The organism is Lentzea tibetensis (assembly GCF_007845675.1).
Lineage (GTDB): Bacteria > Actinomycetota > Actinomycetes > Mycobacteriales > Pseudonocardiaceae > Lentzea > Lentzea tibetensis.
Genome location: NZ_VOBR01000009.1, coordinates 204,279 through 224,309, shown reverse-complemented (window position 1 = coordinate 224,309; position 20,031 = coordinate 204,279). Strand labels below are relative to the sequence as shown.

Below are 20,031 nucleotides of genomic sequence, written 5' to 3'. Positions count from 1 at the left end.
CCGCTCATAGCGGCCTCATAGCCCCCTCACACGCGCGAAAAGGGCGCTGTCCCGGTGGAACAGCGCCCTTTCCGTGATCGGGTGACTACGAGCGGTCGAACTCCTGCGCGGCGAGCGCGCGCACGATGCCCGCGCGCCCCTCGGAGACGAGGCGGCGCAGCGCGGGCGGGTGGTCACCGGCGAGCCACTTGTCGGCGGCCGCCACGGTGGACTTCGCGATCGACCACGCCGGGAACAGCCCGACGACCATCGACTGCGCCCGCTCGGACGAGCGTCGCTCCCACACGCCGGACACGTCGGCGAAGTAGCGGTCGACGTAGGACGCCAGCAGCTCCTTCTGACCGGGGTGCGGGATGCCCGCGATGATCGCCTCGCTGACCGCGTTGGGCAGCTCGTCGTCGTTCACCGCGCGGTCCCACGCGAGGTCCTTCGCCTCGGCCGTCGGACGCAGCGCGCGGCCCTGCTCGGAGCGCCGCTTGCCGGTCGACGTCGGGTCGAGCGACTCCTCGGCCTCGATCTCGGCCAGTTCCGCCCTGCCGTGCGCGGCGAGCGCGTGCAGCAGGCGCCAGCGCAGGTCCGTGTCGACCGTGAGGCCGTCGAGCACCGACGTGCCGTCGTACCAGCCGCGGAGCACGTCCAGCGTCTCCCCGTCCAGCACGGACGACGTCAGCGCGTTCACGAACGCCAGCTGGTGGTCCGAGCCCGCCTCGGCGGCGCGGGCCAGCTCGAGGGTCGTCGAGACGAACCGGCGCCAGCCCTCGTCGCGCCACGACGAGTCGCTGTACGACGAGAGCGCGGTCTGCGCCTGGAGCAGCAGCCGCTGCACGACGCTGACCTCGCTCTCCGCGTGCAGGCCGTTCAGCACGAGGTTCACGAAGTCGCGCGCCTTCAGCTCGGCCTCGCGGGTCATCTCCCACGCCGCCGACCAGCACAGCGTGCGGGGGAGCGGCTCGGCGATGTCCGAGATGTGGTCGATCAGCCCGGCCAGCGAGTCCGGGTCGAGGCGCATCGTGCAGTACGTCAGGTCGTCGTCGTTGACCAGGACGATCTTGCCGCGGTGCACGCCGACCAGCTCCGGCACCTCGGTGCGCTCGCCGGTGACGTCCAGCTCGTGGCGGTGCGTGCGGACCAGCTTGCCGGACGCGTCGGCGTCGTACACACCGATCGCGATGCGGTGCGTGCGCAGCTCACCGGCACCCGGCCGGGCGCCGCCCTGCAGCACGGCGAACTCGGTGAACCGGCCGGCCGAGTCGACGGAGAACTTGGGGCGCAACAGGTTCAGGCCGGTCGTCTCCAGCCATTGCGCGCTCCACCACGACAGGTCGCGGCCTGACGCCTCTTCGAGCGCGCTCAGCAGGTCCGACAGCGTCGCGTTGCCCCACGCGTGCTTGGCGAAGTACACCCGCAGCGAGGCCAGGAAGTTGTCCAGGCCCACGTACGCGACGAGCTGCTTCAGCACGGAAGCGCCCTTGGCGTACGTGATGCCGTCGAAGTTGACCTCGACCGCCTGGAGGTCGGGGATGTCGCACGCGACCGGGTGCGTCGACGGCAGCTGGTCCTGCCGGTACGCCCAGGACTTCTCGACCTTCGCGAACGTCGTCCACGCGTGCTTGTACTCGGTGGCCTCGGCCTGCGCGAGCACGGACGCCCAGGTGGCGAACGACTCGTTCAGCCACAGGTCGTCCCACCAGCGCATGGTGACGAGGTCGCCGAACCACATGTGCGCCATCTCGTGCAGCACGGTTTCGCAGCGCCGCTCGTAGAGCGAACGGGTGACGCGGCTGCGGAACACGTAGTCCTCGAGGAACGTGACGCAGCCCGCGTTCTCCATCGCGCCCGCGTTGAACTCCGGCACGAAGCACTGGTCGTACTTGCCGAACGGGTACGGGACGCCGAACGCCTTGTGGAAGAAGCCGAAACCCTGCTTGGTCTCGGTGAACAGGCGCTCGTGGTCCATGCTCGACGCGAGCGACGCGCGGCAGTAGATGCCGAGCGGGATGGTGATGTCGCCCTCGCTGTAGGTGTCGCGCCACTCGGCGTACGGGCCGGCGACCAGTGCGACGAGGTACGTCGACATCGGCTTCGTGGTCGCGTAGGTGTGCACGTCAGCGCCACCCGGTCCGTCCACAGTGGACGTGATGGCCGAGTTGGAGATGACCTTCCAGTCGGCCGGCGCGGTGACCGTGAGGTCGTACACCGACTTCAGGTCCGGCTGGTCGAAGCACGCGAACATTCGCTTCGCGTCGGCCGTCTCGAACTGCGAGTAGAGGTACACACCGCCGTCGACCGGGTCGACGAACCGGTGCAGGCCCTCGCCGGTGTTCATGTACCGGCAGTCGGCCTCGATCGTGAGCTCGTTGATCTCGGCGAGGTCGTCGATGACCACCCCGTCGTCTTCGCGATATCCGGAAACGTCCAGCTCAACGCCGTTGAGAACGGCCCGGTGCACGGTCGCCGCCACGATGTCGATCCAGGAGGAAGCCCCCGGAGTCCGACTGCGGAAGGCCACAGTCGTGGTGGAGCGGAACGTGTCCGAACCGGGCTTTCCGCCACCGTCGGTCAGGTCCAGCTCGATCCGGTAGGACTCCACTTCCAGCAGCTCAGCGCGTTGCTGTGCCTGGTCGCGGGTGAGGTTCGGCGCCGCCACTGGTCACCTCGTCTGTCGCGCGCTCGTGTGCGCGCTGACTTCGTCGGGAATGGGTATGACAGTCGCATCCAATCACGGAACCGCGTTTCGGGAAGAGATGGCGCGGCGATCTGGTTGGGACGAACAGGGGACACTCCCCACAGACGGTGACTTAAGGGGCACGCATGGCTGACAAGGCGAGGGTCGACTTCTACTTCGACCCCGTTTGTCCGTTCGCCTGGATCACGTCCAGGTGGATCCTCGAGGTCGAGAAGGTTCGCGACATCGACCTCCACTTCCACGTGATGAGCCTCTCGGTGCTCAACTCCGGCCGCGACCTGCCGGAGAACTACCAGGAGCTGATGGAGCGCGCTTGGGGTCCGGTGCGGATCGCGATCGCGGCCGAGCAGAAGTACGGCAACGAGATCCTGCCCAAGCTGTACACGGCGTTGGGGACGCGCATCCACAACGAGGGCAACACGGACTACGCAGAGGTCATCAAGCTCGCGCTCGAGGAGCTGGACCTGCCCGCGTCGCTCGCCGACGCCGCGACCTCCACCGAGTACGACGAGGAGCTCAAGGCCAGCCACCACCGCGGCATGGACCCGGTGGGCATGGACGTCGGCACCCCGACCGTCCACGTCGACGGCGTGGCGTTCTTCGGCCCGGTGCTCACGAAGATCCCGCGCGGCGAGGAAGCGGGCCGCGTGTTCGACGGCGCCCGGCTGCTCGCGGGCTTCCCGCACTTCTTCGAGCTGAAGCGCACTCGCACCGGAGAGCTGGACTTCTCCTGAGGCACACTGGCCGCCATGCGGAAGATCGTTCTGCTGGCGGCCGTGGTCGTGGTCGCCGCGGCGACGCCGGACACCTTCGCCGGTTCCGGTGACGTCGCGGCACCCCGGCCGACGTCCGAGGTGACCGTGTGGCCCACCCCGCGCGAGGTCGAACGCCTCGGTCCGGACGTCTCCGTGCCGGGCGAGGCGGTCGTCGAGGCGGGCGAACAGATCAGCCAGCACACCTGGCAGATCGCACTGGACGCGCTGTCGCAGGCGGGCGTCCTGCACCAGAAGATCATCCGGCCCGGCGGCCCGATCGACGCCGACGCGTTCCTGGTGCGCTTCCGCACCGATGCCGCGGTGCCCGCCGAGGGCTACGTCGTGGACGTGCGGGACAGCGGCGTCAGCATCACCAGTTCGGACGAGGCGGGCGCGTTCCACGGCGCGCAGACGCTCCTGCGGCTGGCACGGCCGGGCGCGATCCCCGGTGTGCGGATCACCGACCACCCGTCGCTGCCGGTGCGCGGCATCGTCGAGGGCTTCTACGGCAGGCCGTGGACGCACGCCGAGCGGCTCGACCAGCTGCGGTTCGCGGCCGCGGTCAAGCTGAACGCCTACGTCTACGCACCGAAGGACGACCCGTACCACCGCGCGCGGTGGGCGGACCCGTACCCGTCCGCTCGCCTGGCCGAACTGGGGCAGCTCGCGGACGTGGCGGCGAGCGTCCAGATCCGGTTCACCTACGCGCTCGCTCCTGGCACGACCATCTGCTACTCGGACCCCGCCCACCTGCACGCGCTCGCCGCCAAGATCGGTCTGCTGCACGGCGCGGGCGTGCGGTCGTTCGCGCTGCCGCTGGACGACATCGAGTACGCGAGGTGGAACTGCCCCGGCGACCTCGCGAAGTACGGCCCGCCGGGACCGGCCGCCGCGGCTCGCGCCCAGACCGACCTGCTCAACCGGGTGCAGCGCGACGTGCTCGCCGGCCTGGACGGCGTCGCGCCGCTGCAGACCGTGCCGACCGAGTACTCCGACGTCGCCGACAGCCCGTACAAGAAGGCGTTCCGGGAGAACCTGGACGAGCGCGTCGTGCTGATGTGGACCGGCACCGCGATCGTCCCGGCCGCGATCACCGCGGACGAGGCCGCCGCGGCGGGCGCCGTGTGGGGCCGCAAGCCGTTGGTCTGGGACAACTACCCGGTCAACGACTACCCGGACGCGGCGGGACGGCTCCTGCTCGGCCCGTACACCGGGCGCGCGGCGGGCATGGGGGTGACCGGTGTGCTGTCCAACCCGATGAACCAGGCCTGCGCGAGCCGCGGCGCGTTGTTCGGGCTCGCCGACTTCGCCTGGAACGACACGGCGTACGACCCGGACCGGGCGCTGCGCGCTCACGCGTCCTCGCTGGCGGGCGGTGACCAGCGGGAGACCGAGGCGCTGCTGGCGTTCTTCGACCTCAACACCCGGCGATCGCCCGTGCTCGCGCGCAAGATCTCAGATTTCCAGATCGCGTGGAATTCAGGTGATCGGCACCGAGCCGTGGCGGGTCTTCGTGCGTACGCCGTGACCATCGCCGACGCGCCGAAGCTGATCCGGGACGAGTGCTTCGCGCGCGAGGCACGGGTGTGGCTCGACGCGACCGAACGCTGGGGCCGGGCGCTGCTGGCCGCGCTGGACGGGCTCGACGGCGATCGCGCCCGCTTCGCCGAGTCTGCGAAGCTCGTGGCGGAGGCGGGAACGGCGGTCAAGGTCGGCGACGGTGTGCTGGATCGCTTCCTGGCCCTTACCCCAGGGCTGTGACAGTCTGGGGTCAGAATTCGAACTTGGTGTCACATCGCATGGAGGACCAGTGATCGAGGTCGTCAACCCCGCCACCGAGGAAGTCATCGGCTCCGTCCCGGCGGGCACACCAGCCGACGTCGACACCGCCGTCGCCGCCGCTCTCGCCGCGTTCCCCGCGTGGTCGCAGACGTCGGTCGACGAGCGACTGAAGGTCGTGCACGCCATCGCGGACGGCCTCGAAGCCCGCGCGGACGAGCTCGCCACCACCATGAGCCGCGAGATGGGCACGCCTCTCACGTTCGCGCAGAAGGTGCAGGTGCCGAACCCGATCGCCATCGCCCGCGGGGTCGCCGCGGTGCTGGAGCAGGGCTACTTCGACGGCGAGGAGATCGGCAACTCGCTCGTGCTGCGCGAGCCGATCGGCGTCGTCGGCGCCATCACCCCGTGGAACTTCCCGCTGCAGCAGATGGTCGCGAAGGTCGTCCCCGCGCTCGCCGCGGGCAACACCGTGGTGCTCAAGCCGAGCGAGCTGGCGCCGTTCACCGCGAACCTGCTGGGCGAGGTCATCTCCTCCGTCGTCCCGGACGGCGTGTTCTCGCTCGTCCACGGCACCGGCCCGGTCGTCGGTGAGGCGCTCGCCGCGCACCCGGACGTGGACATGGTGTCGTTCACCGGCTCCACCCGCGCCGGCCGCCGGGTGTCCGAGTTGGCGTCCGCGACGGTCAAGCGCGTCGCGCTGGAGCTGGGCGGCAAGTCGGCGTGCATCGTCCTGGACGACGCGGACCTCGGGCGTGCGGTGAAGATCGCCGTCGCCAACTCGTTCATGAACAACGGCCAGGCGTGCAGCGCGTGGACCCGTCTGCTGGTGCCCGCCGCCCAGCACGACGAGGCGCTGGCTCTGGCGGCCGCTGCCGCCGCGAAGTACACCTCCGCCGACCCGGCCGAGGCCACGACCCGTGTCGGCCCGGCCGTGTCCGCCGCGCAGCGCGACCGCGTCGTCGGCTACATCCGGCGCGGTGTCGAGGAGGGGGCGGTACTGGCCCAGGGCGGCCCGGACGCGCCTCTGCCGCAGGGCTTCTACGTCACGCCGACCGTGTTCGGCGGCGTCACCGCGGACATGACCATCGCCCAGGAGGAGATCTTCGGGCCGGTGCTCTCGGTCATGCCGTACGCCGACGAGGACGACGCGGTGCGCATCGCCAACTCGACCATCTACGGCCTCGCGGGCGGCGTGTTCTCCGCGGACACCGACCGGGCCATGCGCGTCGCGCGGCGGCTGCGCACCGGCCAGGTCGACATCAACGGTGGCGCTTTCAACACCTCTGCTCCGTTCGGCGGTTATCGCCAGTCCGGAAACGGCCGCGAGTTCGGCCGTTTCGGACTAGACGAGTTCTGCGAGGTCAAATCCATTCAGCGATGACCGTGGTACGCTCGAATCTGTCCGCCTCTGGGGGAGGTGGACAGATTCTGGGGGTTTGGTGTGAAGTTCAGCAGAGTTGTTGTCGCTGCATTTTTTGCTGCCCTGATGGGGCTGACTGTCGCTACCGCCTCGGCACACGCCCAGGCGCCTGCCTCGGACGAGGTGGGCGTGATGGGGTGGCGGATTGTGGCCGGTCCGTACCCCAACAACTGGGCCGGCAAGATCGAGTGCGAAGCAAACGCATTCAATTACGCGCGGGTTACCGGCCGTGAGACCGGGTGCCTGCTCGATGCCGATACCAACTACTTGTGGGTGTGGGCATTTTTCCGCTGATCTGGGGTGAATGGTGCCGGGTTAATTCATCAGCGCCATTCTTGTAGTTTCGCGGCGGGCGTCGGCTCGCCGTGACCTGGTACGACCAGCGTGGCGCCCAGTTCTTTGAGCTGGGCGACCACGTTCGGCCAGTTCTCCGGCGTGGCGTCCGGGCCGAACTGCACCGGTGCGCCGATCTCGATGACGTCGCCTGCGAACACCACACCCGCGTCGGGCACGTACGCCATCGCGTCGTGGTTCGTGTGCGACGGCCCGAAGTGGTGCAGCTCCACGGTTCGCCCGCCGAGGTCGAAGCTGACGTGGTCGCGAAAGGTGTGCGTGGGCGGGATCAGCTCGGCGTCCGGGTCGAACAGGCCGGGGTAGTTCTTGGCGTCGCCCTTGAGGATCTCCGGCGTGATGGCGGCCTTCTCGTGCGCCCACACCTCGCACGGCAGGAACGCGGACGTGCCCAGCACGTGGTCCCAGTGGTCGTGCGTGAGCACTACGCGCCATGGCAGCGCGGTGATCGCGCGCACGTCTCGGGCGAAGTCCCCGTTGAGCCCGGTGTCGATCACCAGGCACTGTTCGGTGCCGACGACGAGGCCGAGGTTGAGGTCCAGCTCCTCGTGCCGCTTCACGAAGACGCCCGGCGCGATCTCCTTCACCGCAGCACCCCGTCCACCAGCACCGGTGCGGCTTCGCTCACGCCCATCTCCAGTGCCAGCTCCACGTCGCGCGAGTGTCCGTACTCGATCAGCTCGCGCCCGGAGACGCAGCTGAGCACGGCGGCGCGCACGTCGGTGAAGCGGTAGGCGTCCGCAGCGAGCCGCGCCTCGGGGGAGGCGTTGCCCTCCAGCGCGTCCAGGATCGCGCCCGCGCCCAGGAAGTCCTCCACGCTGGGCCGCAACGGCCCGAACTCGCGCTGACCCTGTTCCCGGATGTCGAGCCCCCACCGTTCGCCCGCGGGCACGACCCCGATCGGCCCGCCCAGCTCCATCGCCCTGCGCGCGACGGCGCGGGCGTTGCGCAGGCAGCCGGCCAGCACGTGCGCACCCGTCTCGGCGGCCAGCGCGCACAGGTTGGACCCGTTCGGCGACGGCAGCTCGACGAGCCCGTCGGCCTGGACGAGCGTCGCGGGCCTCAGCGTCCGCACGCCCTCGGTCCAGCGGGACGGCCGGACCTGGCCGCCGCGCGCCACGACGAGGTCGACGGACGTGGTGAAGCTCAGCACGTCCACGATGATCAGCACGGCGCAGTCCTGGAGTGCGGTGACGCCCTCGGGGCCCCATTCCAGGCGCAGCTGGTACCCCTCCTGGCTGAACATGGTGCCCAGCGTGTCAGACTCGCGACGTGCGCGTTTACCTGGGAGCAGACCACGCAGGCTTCGAGCTGAAGGGCCACCTCGCCAAGCACCTGGCGAGCCAGGGCCACGAGGTGATCGACGTCGGCCCGGCCGCCTACGACGCCGAGGACGACTACCCGCCGTTCTGCATCGAAGCCGCGAGCCGCGTCGTCGCGGACGAGGGCAGCCTCGGCATCGTCATCGGCGGTTCCGGCAACGGCGAGCAGATCGCGGCCAACAAGGTCCGCGGCGCCCGCTGCGCGCTGGCGTGGAGCGTCGAGACGGCCAAGCTGGCCCGGCAGCACAACAACGCCCAGCTGATCGGTGTCGGCGCCCGCATGCACTCCGCGGAGGAGGCCACCGCGATCGTCGAGGCGTTCCTCGCGACCCCGTTCTCCGACGAGCCGCGCCACGACCGCCGGATCTCGATCCTGGCGGACTACGAGCGCACCGGCGTGGCACCGGAACTGCCGGCCAGTTGAGACCGGAGGCGGAGCTCGTCGCGCTGCTCATCGACGACACGGCCGGCCCAGCCGACCGCGTCGCGGCGATGCGCGAGCTGGCAGGCCTGGGCAACTCGGCTGGCTACTGCGGCGTCGTCGCCGCGGCCGAGTTCGGCACCCGGCTGCCGTCCCACCGCGACGACACGTTCCCGTCACTCGCGGCCGCGGTCGCGACGAGCAGGCCGTTCGCGTTGCGCAACGGCACCGAGGCACGCCGGCTGGACGCGGTGCGCGCGATGGTGCGCCGCGCCGACGAGCTGTACTTCGGGCCCGGTCTCGTCGAAGCCATGGACGAGCACACGCTGCCCCACGTCGCCGACGACCTCGCCGAGACGATCGCGCGAGGCGTCGAGACGGTCGACGCCACCGGCCTCGGTGAGCAGCTCGCCGATCTCTTCGCCGTGCTCGGCAGGGTGGATCCGCGATCCGCCCTGCTGCTGGAGAAGTACTTCAAGGACTGACAGTGCCAGAAGGACACACGCTGCACCGGCTCGCCCGGCTGCACCAGCGCCGGTACGCCGGCAAGGCCGTCTCGGTGTCGAGCCCGCAGGGCCGGTTCTCACCGTCCCTTGTGGACGGACGCGTGCTCGTGCGCGCGGAGGCGCACGGCAAGCACCTCTTCCACGTGTACGGGCCCGACGCGGTCGTGCACGTGCATCTGGGGCTGTACGGCACTTTCACCGAGTCGTCGCTGCCGTTGCTCGCGCCGGTCGGGCAGGTGCGCATGCGGATGGTCGGCGCGACCCACTGGACCGACCTGCGCGGCCCCACCCGGTGCGAGGTGCTGACCTCCGCCGAGGCGGACGAGGTGTGCGCCCGGCTCGGCGAGGACCCGCTGCGGCGGGACGCCTCTCCTGATCGGGCGTTCGCCCGGATCTCCCGGTCGCGGTCGTCCATCGCCGTGCTCTTGATGGACCAGAAGCTCATCGCCGGCGTCGGCAACGTGTACCGGGCCGAGGTGTTGTTCCGGCACAACGTGAATCCCTCGTTGCCGGGGAACCAGGTCAGCCGTGCCCTGTGGGACGCGATGTGGGCCGACCTCGTGGTGCTGATGAAGGACGGGGTCCGGGTCGGGCGGATCGACACCGTCCGGCCCGAGGACATGCCTTCGGTGACCGGGCGGGCGCCGCGGCAGGACCGGCACGGCGGTGAGGTGTACGTCTACCGCCGCGCCGGGATGCCCTGCCTGATCTGCGGAACTCCGGTCGCCACCAAGGAGCTGGCGGCGCGGAACCTCTACTGGTGCCCGGCCTGCCAGGGCTAGTGGCGTGGCCCGAAACGTTGGCGGTGAATTCACGCTCAGCAGGACGCCTCGCGGCACCGCCCCCGCGCCCACGGACAACCAGTACGAGGACGCGGGGGCGGCACCACGATGCGCCCGTCTGACCGCGAATTCGCACGGCAACGTTTCGAGCCACGCCACTAGAAGTCGAACCCGCCGCCGTCGAACCCGCCGAAGTCGTCGCCGGTGCCCATGCCCATGTCGCCCATGCCTCCGTCGTAGTCCCCCATGCCGTGCATCCCGGAGAACATCGCGTCCATGAGCAGGAACGACCCGACACCCCATGCGCCTGCCACGAGCGCGGGCTTCCACCAGGGCTCGCTGTACCAGCCCTGAGGAACAGGTCGCCCGGCCACCATCCCGCCGGGGTAGTAGTGCGGGGTCCCGGAACCGGGCCGGGGCGAGGCCGCGTAGTCGTGGCCCTCGACGGTGACCCGCCGGTCCTCGGTCACCTCGCCCGCCTGGCGGTGCTCGGCGGTCTCCGGTAGCGCGGGCCCCTGGTCCATGCCCATCGCCGTACGGGCGGCGCGCACGTAGTGCAGTCCCTCCATGGCGGTCTCGGTGACGAGCTTGGCCTGCTTCGTGGTGGTGGCCTGGTCCATCTGCGAGCCGGCGGCGGTGAAGCGTTCGGACGCGTCGGCCAGCGCCTGCTTGGACGCGACGTCGGTGCCGATGAGGCTCATGACCTGGCCGCCGAGGCGTTCGACCCAGCGGCGGGCCTCGGCCTTGGCGTCCTCGAGTTGTCGGGCTCTGCGGTCGGAGCTGCGTTTCGCGAGGTAGAGGCCGCCCCCGACCACCAGGATGAGCAATGCGATCAGGACGACTGCTGTGCCCACGATCCCTCCCGGAGTAGATGCCCGGTCAACGCCGACGCTACTCCGGGAGTTCCCTAGAACACCTCCGGGCAGTGCGGGTCGCGGTCGCCGAGGAACGCTGCCGACAGTGCGTCCACCGCGCCAGGCGTGTGTTCGCGCACGCGCTGTGCCCGTGCGAGCACGGTCAGGCGCACGCCGCCGAGGAACACCGAGCCGAGTGCCGCGATGTCGAGCGACACGTCGGGGGAGTCGGTGGTCCGCAGCACGGTCGCCTCGCCCGCCTTCGTGGTGAACCGCCAGCTGCCGGAGTTCCACGGGCACAGGTCGTCGGTCACGTCCAGCACGTAGTCCACATCGGACAGATAACGCCGCTGCGGCAGCGCGCGGTCGATGTCGACGATGCGCGTCCACAGCGCGTCGGCGCGTGCCCTGGACGCCTGGCGCGGGTTGGTGATCATGTGCAGGATCGGGTCGTCGGACGAGGTGAAGAACTTGACCTCGCCCGCGAGGTCCATGTCGAGCAGGTGGCGGTACAGCGCGGCGTACGCCTCATCGGTCTCGGCGACGATCTCGCGCACGTGCAGCTCGTTCTGCGGGCCGCGCGGCTGCCAGTCGTGCTTGACGCGGTAGACGGCGTAGCCCTGCGGGTGCAGCGCGTAGCGGTACGCCGTGAGGCCGTCGCGGTCGTGCTCCTCGTCGCCGAGGTGGAACAGCCACGAGCCCTCGACGCGGTTCAGCCAGCCGGTGCGGGTGCGGCGCACGCGGTCGTGGATCTCCTCCATGACCGGCATGGCCTCCTCGCGCGTCACCTCGCGGATGCGCGCGTCACCGGTCCGCACCCACGGGTGGAACGGCGCCCGGTGCGGCAGGTCCAGCATCAGCATCTCGGACGAGAGCGCGCCGTAGCCGAACCGGCCGTAGATCGAGCCCTCGGAGGCCCACAGGATCGCGAACGCCTCGCGGTTCTCCTCGTGCAGACCGTGCAGCTGCGTCTTCATCAGCAGGCTGGCCACGCCGCGGCGCCGGTGGCCGGGCTTCACCCCCACGGCCGTGACGGCCGCGGTCGGCGTCGGGAGCCTGCCTGGGAGCGTGATCTCGCGGGTGAGGATGCCGCCGCAGCCGACGAGCTCGTCGCCGTCGAAGATGCCGTGCGAGCGGTCCGCTTCGAGGAACTTCCGGTCGCGTTCGACGGAGTCCTCGCGGAAGTCGGCCTGGAAGGCGGCTGCGAGCACCCGGCCCAGTGCGGGGAAGTCGTCGTCGGTGAGGGTGCGGATGCTCAGCGCTGAGTCGGCCATACGGACGTTCATACGCCGGTTCCCCGCACCCCGCGACCGGATTTTCGCTAACCCGGCGGCCAGGTCATGTGCCGCCCGCCGAGCACGTGGCAGTGCACGTGGTAGACCGTCTGGCCTCCGTCTTCGTTGGTGTTGAACACCAACCGGTACCCCGATTCGTCGATGCCCTCGTACTTCGCGACCTCGTGCGCGGTGGCCAGGATCTGGCCAGCCGTCACCGGGTCGACGTCGCCGATGGCGCGGAAATGTTCTTTGGGAATCACCAGAACGTGCGTCGGAGCCTGCGGGTTGATGTCGTGGAAGGCCAGCACGGCATCGGTCTCCAGCACGATCCTCGCCGGGATCCGCTTCGCGACGACACGGCAGAACAGGCAGTCAGCGCTCACTCGCGCATCGTATTGGGCGCGGCGATCGGGGGGAGACAAATGGACAGGATGGGTGTTGTTGATGGGGCAACTGCCCAGTAATCCTGGTGTACCAGTTCTCTCACCAATGGGTTTCGGGGTGACCGATGAAGGGCGCCAAGCTCGTCGTCATCGTGCGGTGCCTCGTGACGTTCGCGATCGGCCTGCTGATGGTGCTGCTGGCCATCAAGTTCGGCGAGGCGCTCTGGCGCGCGCTGTCCAGCTGACCGGTCTGGTTCCGGTCTAGTTCCGGACGAAGCAGAACTCGTTGCCCTCGGGGTCGCGCATCACCTGGAAGCTGCCCTGCTCGTCCGTGTGCACGAGCCCTTCCCGTTGCGCGCCAAGGCTCACCGCCTTCACGACTGCCGCTTCGATGTCGTCGACATCGATGTCGAGGTGCAGCCGGTTCTTCTGGTTCTTCTTCTCCGGCACCGGCTGGAACGACATGCGCGGGAAGTCCGGCGGCTCGACGTGCGACCAGTTGTGCTCCCGGTCGACCGGCTCACCGCCCAGCAGCTCGGCCCAGAACCGCGCGAGGCGGGAGGGTTCGTTGGCGTCGAGGACGATCTGGTCAAGCCGTGCGCGCATGGTCCGCCTCGTCGTTGGCTCTCCGGGCCGCCTCGATCAGCGGCAGGTTCTCCCGCGTCCACGCGCAGGTGTGGTCCAGCAGCGCGCGGAGCGAGTGCCCGAGCTCGGTCAGCTCGTACTCGACGCGCGGCGGGATCTCGTCGAACTCGGTCCGCGTCAGCATGCCGTCGCGCTCCATCGCGCGCAGCGTCTCGGTCAGCACCTTCGGCGTGACCCGGCCCATGTCCTTGCGCAGCTCGGTGAACCGGCGCGGCCCGTGCTCCAGCAGCCGGACGACCCACGCGGTCCACTTGTCGCCGATGCGGACGGGCAGCGCGTTCGACGGGCAGATCTCCACAGGTCGCCCCCGGTTTCGTTGCGGTAACCGTGTATGCCCAGCTTAGCGTCGTGCCATGGCGAAGATCGTGGTTTTCGGAGCGGGTGGACAGGCCGGGCGTCCGCTGGTGGCGCAGGCGGACGAGCGGGGACACGAGGTGACGGCGATCGGGCGCGACCCCGGCGTGGGGGAGGCCGCGACGCTGGCGGCGGGCTACGACGTGGCGATCAGCGCGGTGTACGACAGTTCCGCTGATCCGGCCGAGTTCTACACCGCGGCGGCACGCGCTCTGGTCGCGTCCGGTGTGCGCCGGGTGATCGTCGTCGGGATCTACCCGCTGCTGGAGGTTTCTCCCGGCGTGCGGCTGGTCGACTCCGCGGACTTCCCCGCCGAGCACAAGCCGTTCTGCCTCGGCCACGCGGCCGGCGTGGACGTCCTGCGCTCGTCTTCGGCGGACTGGCTGGTGATGTCGCCGGCCGGTCAGTTCGGCGGCGCTTTCGCCGGTGCTCACGCGATCGGCCCGGTCGACCCCGCGGACTCGTTGTCGTACGAGGACTTCGCGGTGGCCGTGCTGGACGAGGTGGAGCGGCCGGCGCACTCGCGCACGCAGATCGGCGTCAGGTCGGCATCCGCGTGAGACCCCAGTCGTAGAGTGCCTGGAGCACCGGCGCGAGGCTGCGGCCTTCGCCGGTGAGCGCGTACTCGACGTGCGGCGGCACCTCGGTGCGCCCGACGAGCCCGGCCTCGCGGAGCTCGTTCAGCCGCTGCACGAACATCTTCTCGCTGATGCCGGGCATCTTGCGGCGCAGCTCGCCGTACGTGTGCGTGCCTTCTTTGAGGTGGGCGAGGATGACCGTGCGCCACTTGCCGCCGATGACGTCCATCGTCAGCTCCACCGGGCAGTGGTACATCAGCGGCTCCTCACCAAAAAGTGCGTACTTGTACAGGATGCGGGATGGTGCTGGGCTGATGCCCGTGATCATCGAGTACATCAGGTACCGGGTCGAGGACGGCCCGGCGTTCGAAGCCGCCTACACGCGTGCGGCGGCGTCACTCGACGCCGCCCCGCAGTGCCTCTCCTACTCGCTGGGCCGCAGCACCGACGAGCCTTCGTGTTACATCCTTCGAATCGAGTGGACCTCTGTGGACGGTCACCTGACCGGATTCCGCGGCGGTCCGCACTTCGCGGCTTTTCTGTCCGAGATCAGGTCGTACGTGCCGGACATCGAGGAGATGCGGCACTACGAGACCGTGCTGTCCGGTGGCCAGCCTTCGCTGTACTCGTGGGCAGGCGGCGCTGCTGCCTTCTCCGCGCTGACCGAGGCGTTCTACAAGCTCGTGGGCGCCGACGACCTGCTGGCGCCGGTGTTCGCGGGGATGGATCCGCACCACGCGTCGCACGTCGCTCTGTGGCTGGGCGAGGTGTTCGGCGGCCCGGCTGCCTACACGGCCTCGCGGGGCGGCTACGACGCGATGCTGGCCAAGCACATCGGCAAGGCGATCACCGAACCGCAACGACGCCGCTGGGTGAACCTCATCCTGGACGCCGCCGATCAGGTAGGGCTGCCCGCGGATCCGGAGTTCCGCGCGGCCTTCGTCTCGTACCTCGAGTGGGGAACCCGCCTGGCCGTGCAGAACTCGGCACCGGGCGCGACTCCGTTCCGCGGCGCGCCGGTGCCCCACTGGGGCTGGGGAGTGGCGCCGCCTTACATTCCGTGAGGTGTTCAACCACGAGCCACCCGGCTACCCGTGCCCGTTCTGCTACCTGCTGTCCGGCGGCTCGACGTCGCTGGACCGCCCGGAAGACGTCGTGCTGCGGACACCGCTGGCGTCGGCGAAGGTGGCGTCACACGGGTCCTCAGGCGCGGTGATCGTCTTCCCGAACGCCCACCACGAGAACCTGTACGACCTGCCGTCAGCCGACGGCCACGCCGTGCACGACGCCGTACGCGCGGTCGCGATCGCGATGCGCCGCGCGTACGGCTGTGCCGGCACCTCGATCCGTCAGCACAACGAACCCGTTGGCGGGCAAGAGGTGTGGCACTACCACGTGCACGTGTTCCCTCATCACCCCGGTGATCAGCTCGATGCGCTCACCGCTGCTGATGGGGCTGCACTGCGCCGGTTCCTCTAGGTCCAATGGTGTCCGGGCCCCAGCACCTGCCGCAGCCACGCCCGCTGTTCGTCCGTCAGGTGCTCCCGCACCGCCGCGAAGTCCTGCTCGTCCTTGGCCCTCGGACTCCTCGACTTGTAGTAGAGCTGCACCTCGGACGCCAGGTACGGCACGACGCCGTGCTTGACGACGTCACTCAACGGCCGCCGCACCGCGGGGTCGCGCCGCGACACCCACCAGTCCCCGTCGCTCTCGTCGATCATGACCTGCAACCGCCACGGCGCGTCCGGTCCCGGCCGGCACCACACGTCGTGGACGTGCTGAGGCAGCTCACCCGCCAGCCACGGCCGCAACGTGCCGGGCGGGTCTGCGGCCCACAGTTCCCACCCGCGCAACACATCGAGCACCGCGACGTGGTCACACCGCAGCACCACGACGTCGACATCACCGTGCTCCCGGAAGGCACGCCCGACGGCCAACTCGATCGCCATGCCGCCCGCGACCCACCACGGCCGCCCGAACCCGCTGAACAGCTCGGCGACCTCTTCCAGCGGTGCAGGCCCCCAGTGGTGCATTCGTCCCCCAGTCTTGGGTCTGACGGCACCGTAGTCCTCTGCTTTGTTCGCAGGTGTCGGGTACTTTGCCGGGCATGTCGACCCATTGGACGCTCGGCTGCGACGCGGTCGACCCGCACCGCATCGCGGCGTTCTGGGCCACCGCACTCGGCTACGTGCCCGAGCCGGGCTACGACGACCCGGACGGCGCGTCCATCGTCGACCCGGACGGCCTGCGCCCGGCCATCGGCTTCCTGCGCGTGCCCGAGGGCAAGACGGCCAAGAACCGCATGCACATCGACATCCGCGTGGCAGGCGAGCCGCCGTGGGACATGGCCGAGCGCGCACAGCTGATCCGTTCGAAGGCCGCGTCGCTGGCGGCTCTTGGAGCTACTTTGGTCCGCTCGGAGTCCTACGGCGACCAGCTCGGTCACATCGTGATGCTCGACCCGGAGGGCAACGAGTTCTGCGTGGCGTGACCGTCCACGTAGGACGGTCCACCCCTCTGCCTACTCGCTGTCTTCGAGCTCGGCCAACACGTCGGCAGCGTCACTGCTACCGGCTTCGGCGAGCCGGCGCAGTTCGTCCTTGTCCCCGCGCTCACCCGCGAGCTCGACGAGCACGTCCACCGCGTCGCTACTGCCTTCGTCAGCGAGCCGACGCAACTCGTCGAAGTCACCCCGCTCGCCCGCGAGCTCGACGAGCTGGTCCACGGCGTCCTGGTCGCCGTCCGCCGCCTGGGCGCGCAGCTTCCGCAGATCGTCGTCACTCATGCCGTGCCTCCTGTGACTCGCGTGGCGACAAGCACTTGTCCGCCGGGTCCCAGCCTGCACGGAAGAGCCGCAAATGCAAGAAGACCGTCTACGAGAGACGGTCTTCGGTCGATCTACCAGCGGTGATGATCTGGAGCGGGTGACGGGAATCGAACCCGCATGACCAGCTTGGAAGATCTGGCAGTGATCATCGCGCTGATCTGCTAGGCCTCTGAGCTGCGGCGTAGCGCCAATCTTGGCCGCTCGTGTCCTCTGTTTACCGCTGTTGCCCCTGAGATGGGGCACGCGAGGGGCACGGGCGGCGGCGTACTGCGCTCAACCACTTCGCGGGCATCATCCCGACACGAAGCCGATCTCGCGGACAGTGGTGCCGCTGGCCGTGACTGATCATGGCGTGTCGGGGTGAGGCCCCACCCAAGCGAGCGGATCTTCTTGGAGCCACTTCACGAACGCCTTCACCAACCGATCTGTCTGGGTTATATATGGGGCAAGGTCAGAAGGCGCCAGTGACTCGAAGCATGCGATCAGGAGCGGCCTAGTGTGCTGAAGAAGATCGGTTACCAGTGCACTCTGCGGTGCAAGTGCGATCTGCCCGGCTGGTCCAGGGACCTGCAGGTCTTCCTCAAGCCAGCGGCTGCCGGGCAAGAGCAGCGCAGCCGCATGCCTCGGATGTCCGCCCAGTGCACAGTGGTGGCTGTAGAGGAGCCCGTGCGCGCCGACCGTCTGGCGTAGCGCTCCAAGCTTGAAGTCCTGGGCGGCTTTCAGCTCATTGTCTGATGCGGTCAGCCAGTGGGCAGTGCGGTCGGGCGCGATCTTGAAGTACTGCGCCAGATAGGTGACTTCCAAGATCTGACGACTTAGCGTCGCTGCCGCGTAGAAATGCTCCTCCGCGATGGCCGTCAACGCAGCTCGGATGAGGTCACCTGCGATTTGCATGAGTAGGGCTGTCGCCTCACGACGATTGTCGCTCTGGCCGTGAGCGACTGAACGTACAGCGAGGCCGACAACGGCAAGCATGCTGCCTGCTTCACAGCACAGCTCCACACGATCATGGTCGTTCCAGGCTCGATCTGTCACGGGCGCAGCTTCGCACGAGTTCGGGTGAGACCGTCGACAGCGGAGCGCTGCCGTGCCCGGATGGATGCGGACCACGCTGGTGGGTGACCGGCCCGGTGCCCGCCGCCGACGGCGGCGCCTTGATCCCATAGAGCTGAATTCAGCAGTAGGTCAATCGCAGCGGGCGAACGTTCGAAGACGTATCCGCATGGGCACGATCGAGAACTAACGGGCCGTGCCGTTTCACGGCAGACTGGTGTCATGGCTGACTACAACGGACGTGCGGTTGTCCTGGCGGGCGGGGTTGAGTACGGGTGCGATGCCACTCTGAACAAGGGGGCGTCGCACAAGACTTCGGCGGCCGCCTTCGGCCGCGTTGACGTAGTGGGAGATCTTTCCGATGGCTGGCTTGGGCACCTGAAGCTCGATGGCGGAGCTGACGCGGCTTGGGCGGTGTGCGAGGCGGACGACTTGTGGCTACGAATCGACCGTGACAGCAGCTTCACTGTTGCCAACCAGGGTGATCTGGACCGGGGTGAACTCGACATCAACGGCAACAATCCGCCGCCGTTTGATTCGGGCCAGGGTTGACGCTGGGCTATGTGAAGTAAGGCATTGCGCGGTTCTCGTACCCATGCTCTAGACGCAGTCGGATTGATGGGTGGATGTTCAGCTCGTTGAGCTGATCGCGCGACACCCAGTGCACTTCCTTGGACTCGCTGCTCGTCCGCAGTTTGCCCCCGAGCAACCGTGCACGGAAGCAGATGGAGAACTCTTGCCGGACCTCGCCGTCGTCGTACGCGATGACATGCGCGGGGTTGGAGTACAGGCCGACCAGTTCGGTCACCTCTACGTCAACGCCGGTCTCCTCTTGCACCTCGCGCACAGCGGCTTGGGCAAGCGTCTCGCCGACTTCTTGCTGGCCGCCGGGGATCGCGTACCTGTCGTTGTCGGTGCGGCGGATCATCAGTACGCGGCCGGCGTCGTCCTGAACGAACACACTGACGGCGGGGCGGAGGCTGTTGGCCTTGGGGGCGTTTGGGTCGTGGAAGTAGTCCACGCGGGCCATGAGGCTCCCTAGAACGTCGCGGACTTGGACAGGTTCCAGACGTGCTCGAAGCTTTCAGAGTAGGTCTCGAAGAGATCGCCTGCAGCGAGGCGGCGCAGGTGCAGCGCAGGTGCGTGCGCGCCCTGGAACCCGAACACGCGCGTGTTGATGATCATCTCGTCGTCGGACCGGAAGATCGAGTTGTAGAGCGTCGTCTTGTGGAAGCGCATCTCGATGCCGTCGACGTCGACGAGCGGGCGGTAGAACGCCAGGGCGTTGCGGGTGTGGGACCCGAGCGTGCCCTTGCCCAGCTGCTCCTCGTCGCTGCGGCGCGCAACCTCGCGGCTGGCGGGGTCGCCGAACACGAGCCTGATCCGTGCTCCGTTGCCGGCCTTTCGCGCCAGGTCGCGCACGAACGTCGGCCGCTCTTCCAGGAAGATCCCGGCGTGCACGAGCACTTCGACGGTCTCCGTCGCGTTCGTGATCAGGTGATCCCACATGTCCGCGGGAATGTTGTTGCGGTGCGGGTAGAGCTTCGCCAGCTCGGACTCGGTGATCTCCACCTTGCGCTCAGCCGCGACGGCGTCTGGCTACAGGTAGGTCTCGGTCTCCCGGACCAGTGAGGCGATCGCGTTGTGGTGACGCGCGTAGGGCGTGTGACCCTTCGTGATCCACGCCTCAGGAGAAGGGGGCACGCGAGGGGAACGGAAGATCAACAAAAGCAAGAAGACCGTCTACATGAGACGGTCTTCGGTCGATCTACCAGCGGTGATGATCTGGAGCGGGTGACGGGAATCGAACCCGCATGACCAGCTTGGAAGAGCGGCGCCCGGACCAGGCCGGGGTGATCTACCTGGGGTTGGGGCGGTCCTGGGTGTCCGCTGTTCACCCCTGTTGACCGGGGCTAATCGCACGGTAATCGCACGCGCCTCGGGCCTGCCAGACCTCCGGCATCACCTCGACACGAAGCCGATCTCGCGGACAGTGGTGCCGGGTCAAGACACGCTCTCCCGTCTTGACGCGGTG

Annotated in this window: 26 protein-coding genes; 12 read left to right on the top strand and 14 right to left on the bottom strand. The window is 68.9% G+C overall.

The genetic code is table 11. The features are described 5' to 3' along the window. Window positions 1–85: 85 nt before the first annotated feature. Window positions 86–2,647, bottom strand: coding sequence for an aminopeptidase N (gene pepN, locus FKR81_RS16890; RefSeq protein ID WP_146352989.1), 2,562 nt, complete (start codon window positions 2,645–2,647; stop codon window positions 86–88). 164 nt (window positions 2,648–2,811) lie between these two features. Between pepN and FKR81_RS16885 the strand changes: the two genes are divergently transcribed. Genes FKR81_RS16885 through FKR81_RS16870 form a run of 4 tightly spaced genes read left to right on the top strand, consistent with a single transcriptional unit; the run spans window position 2,812 to window position 6,937 of the window. Beyond that, window positions 2,812–3,420, top strand: coding sequence for a mycothiol-dependent nitroreductase Rv2466c family protein (locus FKR81_RS16885; protein WP_146352987.1), 609 nt, complete (start codon window positions 2,812–2,814; stop codon window positions 3,418–3,420). A 15-nt stretch (window positions 3,421–3,435) separates the two neighbouring features. After that, a complete protein-coding gene (locus FKR81_RS16880; RefSeq protein WP_146352985.1) occupies window positions 3,436–5,202 on the top strand; it encodes a beta-N-acetylhexosaminidase family protein in 1,767 nt (588 codons plus the stop codon). Between the two features lie 49 nt (window positions 5,203–5,251). Beyond that, on the top strand, window positions 5,252–6,604 hold the full coding sequence (locus FKR81_RS16875) for an aldehyde dehydrogenase family protein (RefSeq protein WP_146352984.1): 1,353 nt from the start codon (window positions 5,252–5,254) through the stop codon (window positions 6,602–6,604). Window positions 6,605–6,664: 60 nt separating this feature from the next. Further along, a complete protein-coding gene (locus FKR81_RS16870; RefSeq protein WP_146352982.1) occupies window positions 6,665–6,937 on the top strand; it encodes a hypothetical protein in 273 nt (90 codons plus the stop codon). Between the two features lie 29 nt (window positions 6,938–6,966). Here the strand turns inward: FKR81_RS16870 and FKR81_RS16865 are convergent, their stop codons facing one another. Further along, window positions 6,967–7,581 (bottom strand): MBL fold metallo-hydrolase, encoded by a 615-nt coding sequence (locus tag FKR81_RS16865; protein ID WP_146352980.1) that lies wholly within the window; start codon window positions 7,579–7,581, stop codon window positions 6,967–6,969. Next, entirely contained in the window at window positions 7,578–8,240 is a 663-nt protein-coding gene (locus FKR81_RS16860; protein ID WP_146352978.1) for a 2-phosphosulfolactate phosphatase, read from the bottom strand. Before FKR81_RS16860 ends, FKR81_RS16865 begins: the two co-directional genes overlap by 4 nt. 26 nt (window positions 8,241–8,266) lie before the next feature. On the opposite strand from FKR81_RS16860, the gene FKR81_RS16855 reads away from it, so the two are divergent. Genes FKR81_RS16855 through FKR81_RS16845 form a run of 3 tightly spaced genes read left to right on the top strand, consistent with a single transcriptional unit; the run spans window position 8,267 to window position 10,025 of the window. Then, entirely contained in the window at window positions 8,267–8,740 is a 474-nt protein-coding gene (locus FKR81_RS16855; RefSeq protein ID WP_146352977.1) for a ribose-5-phosphate isomerase, read from the top strand. Beyond that, a complete protein-coding gene (locus FKR81_RS16850) occupies window positions 8,737–9,222 on the top strand; it encodes a hypothetical protein (protein ID WP_146352975.1) in 486 nt (161 codons plus the stop codon). Before FKR81_RS16855 ends, FKR81_RS16850 begins: the two co-directional genes overlap by 4 nt. A 2-nt stretch (window positions 9,223–9,224) precedes the next feature. Further along, window positions 9,225–10,025 (top strand): Fpg/Nei family DNA glycosylase, encoded by an 801-nt coding sequence (locus FKR81_RS16845; protein WP_146352973.1) that lies wholly within the window; start codon window positions 9,225–9,227, stop codon window positions 10,023–10,025. Between the two features lie 158 nt (window positions 10,026–10,183). Here the strand turns inward: FKR81_RS16845 and FKR81_RS16840 are convergent, their stop codons facing one another. The 5 genes from FKR81_RS16840 to FKR81_RS16820 form a co-directional block, all read right to left on the bottom strand. Next, the gene (locus FKR81_RS16840) at window positions 10,184–10,879 is read right to left on the bottom strand and encodes a hypothetical protein (protein WP_146352972.1); all 696 of its coding nucleotides are present in this window, start codon (window positions 10,877–10,879) and stop codon (window positions 10,184–10,186) included. A gap of 53 nt (window positions 10,880–10,932) precedes the next feature. Then, complete coding sequence (locus FKR81_RS16835; RefSeq protein ID WP_235921587.1) at window positions 10,933–12,153, bottom strand: GNAT family N-acetyltransferase; 1,221 nt, start codon at window positions 12,151–12,153, stop codon at window positions 10,933–10,935. Window positions 12,154–12,200: 47 nt separating this feature from the next. Further along, window positions 12,201–12,539 carry a histidine triad nucleotide-binding protein gene (locus FKR81_RS16830; RefSeq protein ID WP_146352968.1) on the bottom strand — a complete coding sequence of 113 codons (339 nt, stop codon included), beginning with the start codon at window positions 12,537–12,539 and terminating at the stop codon, window positions 12,201–12,203. A gap of 261 nt (window positions 12,540–12,800) precedes the next feature. After that, window positions 12,801–13,145, bottom strand: a complete 345-nt coding sequence (locus FKR81_RS16825; protein ID WP_146352966.1) for a VOC family protein — start codon at window positions 13,143–13,145, stop codon at window positions 12,801–12,803. After that, a complete protein-coding gene (locus FKR81_RS16820) occupies window positions 13,129–13,482 on the bottom strand; it encodes a winged helix-turn-helix transcriptional regulator (protein ID WP_146352964.1) in 354 nt (117 codons plus the stop codon). Before FKR81_RS16820 ends, FKR81_RS16825 begins: the two co-directional genes overlap by 17 nt. Window positions 13,483–13,537: 55 nt before the next feature. Here FKR81_RS16820 and FKR81_RS16815 point away from each other — a divergent pair, with 55 nt between their 5' ends. After that, window positions 13,538–14,098, top strand: a complete 561-nt coding sequence (locus FKR81_RS16815) for an NAD(P)-dependent oxidoreductase (protein WP_146352963.1) — start codon at window positions 13,538–13,540, stop codon at window positions 14,096–14,098. Here the strand turns inward: FKR81_RS16815 and FKR81_RS16810 are convergent. Next, entirely contained in the window at window positions 14,079–14,372 is a 294-nt protein-coding gene (locus tag FKR81_RS16810; RefSeq protein ID WP_222598292.1) for a winged helix-turn-helix transcriptional regulator, read from the bottom strand. The genes FKR81_RS16815 and FKR81_RS16810 overlap by 20 nt on opposite strands. 58 nt (window positions 14,373–14,430) lie before the next feature. On the opposite strand from FKR81_RS16810, the gene FKR81_RS16805 reads away from it, so the two are divergent. Together FKR81_RS16805 and FKR81_RS16800 are read left to right on the top strand one after the other, a co-directional pair. After that, a complete protein-coding gene (locus FKR81_RS16805) occupies window positions 14,431–15,180 on the top strand; it encodes a group II truncated hemoglobin (RefSeq protein ID WP_222598290.1) in 750 nt (249 codons plus the stop codon). A gap of 1 nt (window position 15,181) precedes the next feature. Beyond that, on the top strand, window positions 15,182–15,595 hold the full coding sequence (locus tag FKR81_RS16800) for an HIT family protein (RefSeq protein ID WP_146352961.1): 414 nt from the start codon (window positions 15,182–15,184) through the stop codon (window positions 15,593–15,595). On the opposite strand, the gene FKR81_RS16795 is transcribed toward FKR81_RS16800, so the two are convergent. After that, a complete protein-coding gene (locus tag FKR81_RS16795; protein WP_146352959.1) occupies window positions 15,592–16,149 on the bottom strand; it encodes a nucleotidyltransferase domain-containing protein in 558 nt (185 codons plus the stop codon). The two genes, FKR81_RS16800 and FKR81_RS16795, sit on opposite strands and share 4 nt — an antisense overlap. Before the next feature lie 74 nt (window positions 16,150–16,223). Between FKR81_RS16795 and FKR81_RS16790 the strand changes: the two genes are divergently transcribed. Continuing rightward, window positions 16,224–16,607, top strand: a complete 384-nt coding sequence (locus FKR81_RS16790) for a VOC family protein (RefSeq protein ID WP_146352957.1) — start codon at window positions 16,224–16,226, stop codon at window positions 16,605–16,607. Between the two features lie 30 nt (window positions 16,608–16,637). On the opposite strand, the gene FKR81_RS16785 is transcribed toward FKR81_RS16790, so the two are convergent. Together FKR81_RS16785 and FKR81_RS16780 are read right to left on the bottom strand one after the other, a co-directional pair. Continuing rightward, window positions 16,638–16,901: a hypothetical protein gene (locus tag FKR81_RS16785; protein WP_146352955.1), complete on the bottom strand. Its 264-nt coding sequence runs from the start codon at window positions 16,899–16,901 to the stop codon at window positions 16,638–16,640. A 387-nt stretch (window positions 16,902–17,288) separates the two neighbouring features. Beyond that, the gene (locus FKR81_RS16780; protein WP_146352953.1) at window positions 17,289–17,978 is read right to left on the bottom strand and encodes a hypothetical protein; all 690 of its coding nucleotides are present in this window, start codon (window positions 17,976–17,978) and stop codon (window positions 17,289–17,291) included. Between the two features lie 240 nt (window positions 17,979–18,218). Between FKR81_RS16780 and FKR81_RS16775 the strand changes: the two genes are divergently transcribed. Next, window positions 18,219–18,548 carry a hypothetical protein gene (locus FKR81_RS16775; protein ID WP_146352951.1) on the top strand — a complete coding sequence of 110 codons (330 nt, stop codon included), beginning with the start codon at window positions 18,219–18,221 and terminating at the stop codon, window positions 18,546–18,548. Between the two features lie 7 nt (window positions 18,549–18,555). On the opposite strand, the gene FKR81_RS16770 is transcribed toward FKR81_RS16775, so the two are convergent. Together FKR81_RS16770 and FKR81_RS16765 are read right to left on the bottom strand one after the other, a co-directional pair. Beyond that, on the bottom strand, window positions 18,556–19,026 hold the full coding sequence (locus FKR81_RS16770) for an NUDIX hydrolase (RefSeq protein WP_146352949.1): 471 nt from the start codon (window positions 19,024–19,026) through the stop codon (window positions 18,556–18,558). An 8-nt stretch (window positions 19,027–19,034) separates the two neighbouring features. After that, on the bottom strand, window positions 19,035–19,568 hold the full coding sequence (locus tag FKR81_RS16765) for a DUF5919 domain-containing protein (protein ID WP_235921586.1): 534 nt from the start codon (window positions 19,566–19,568) through the stop codon (window positions 19,035–19,037). Window positions 19,569–20,031: the final 463 nt, after the last annotated feature.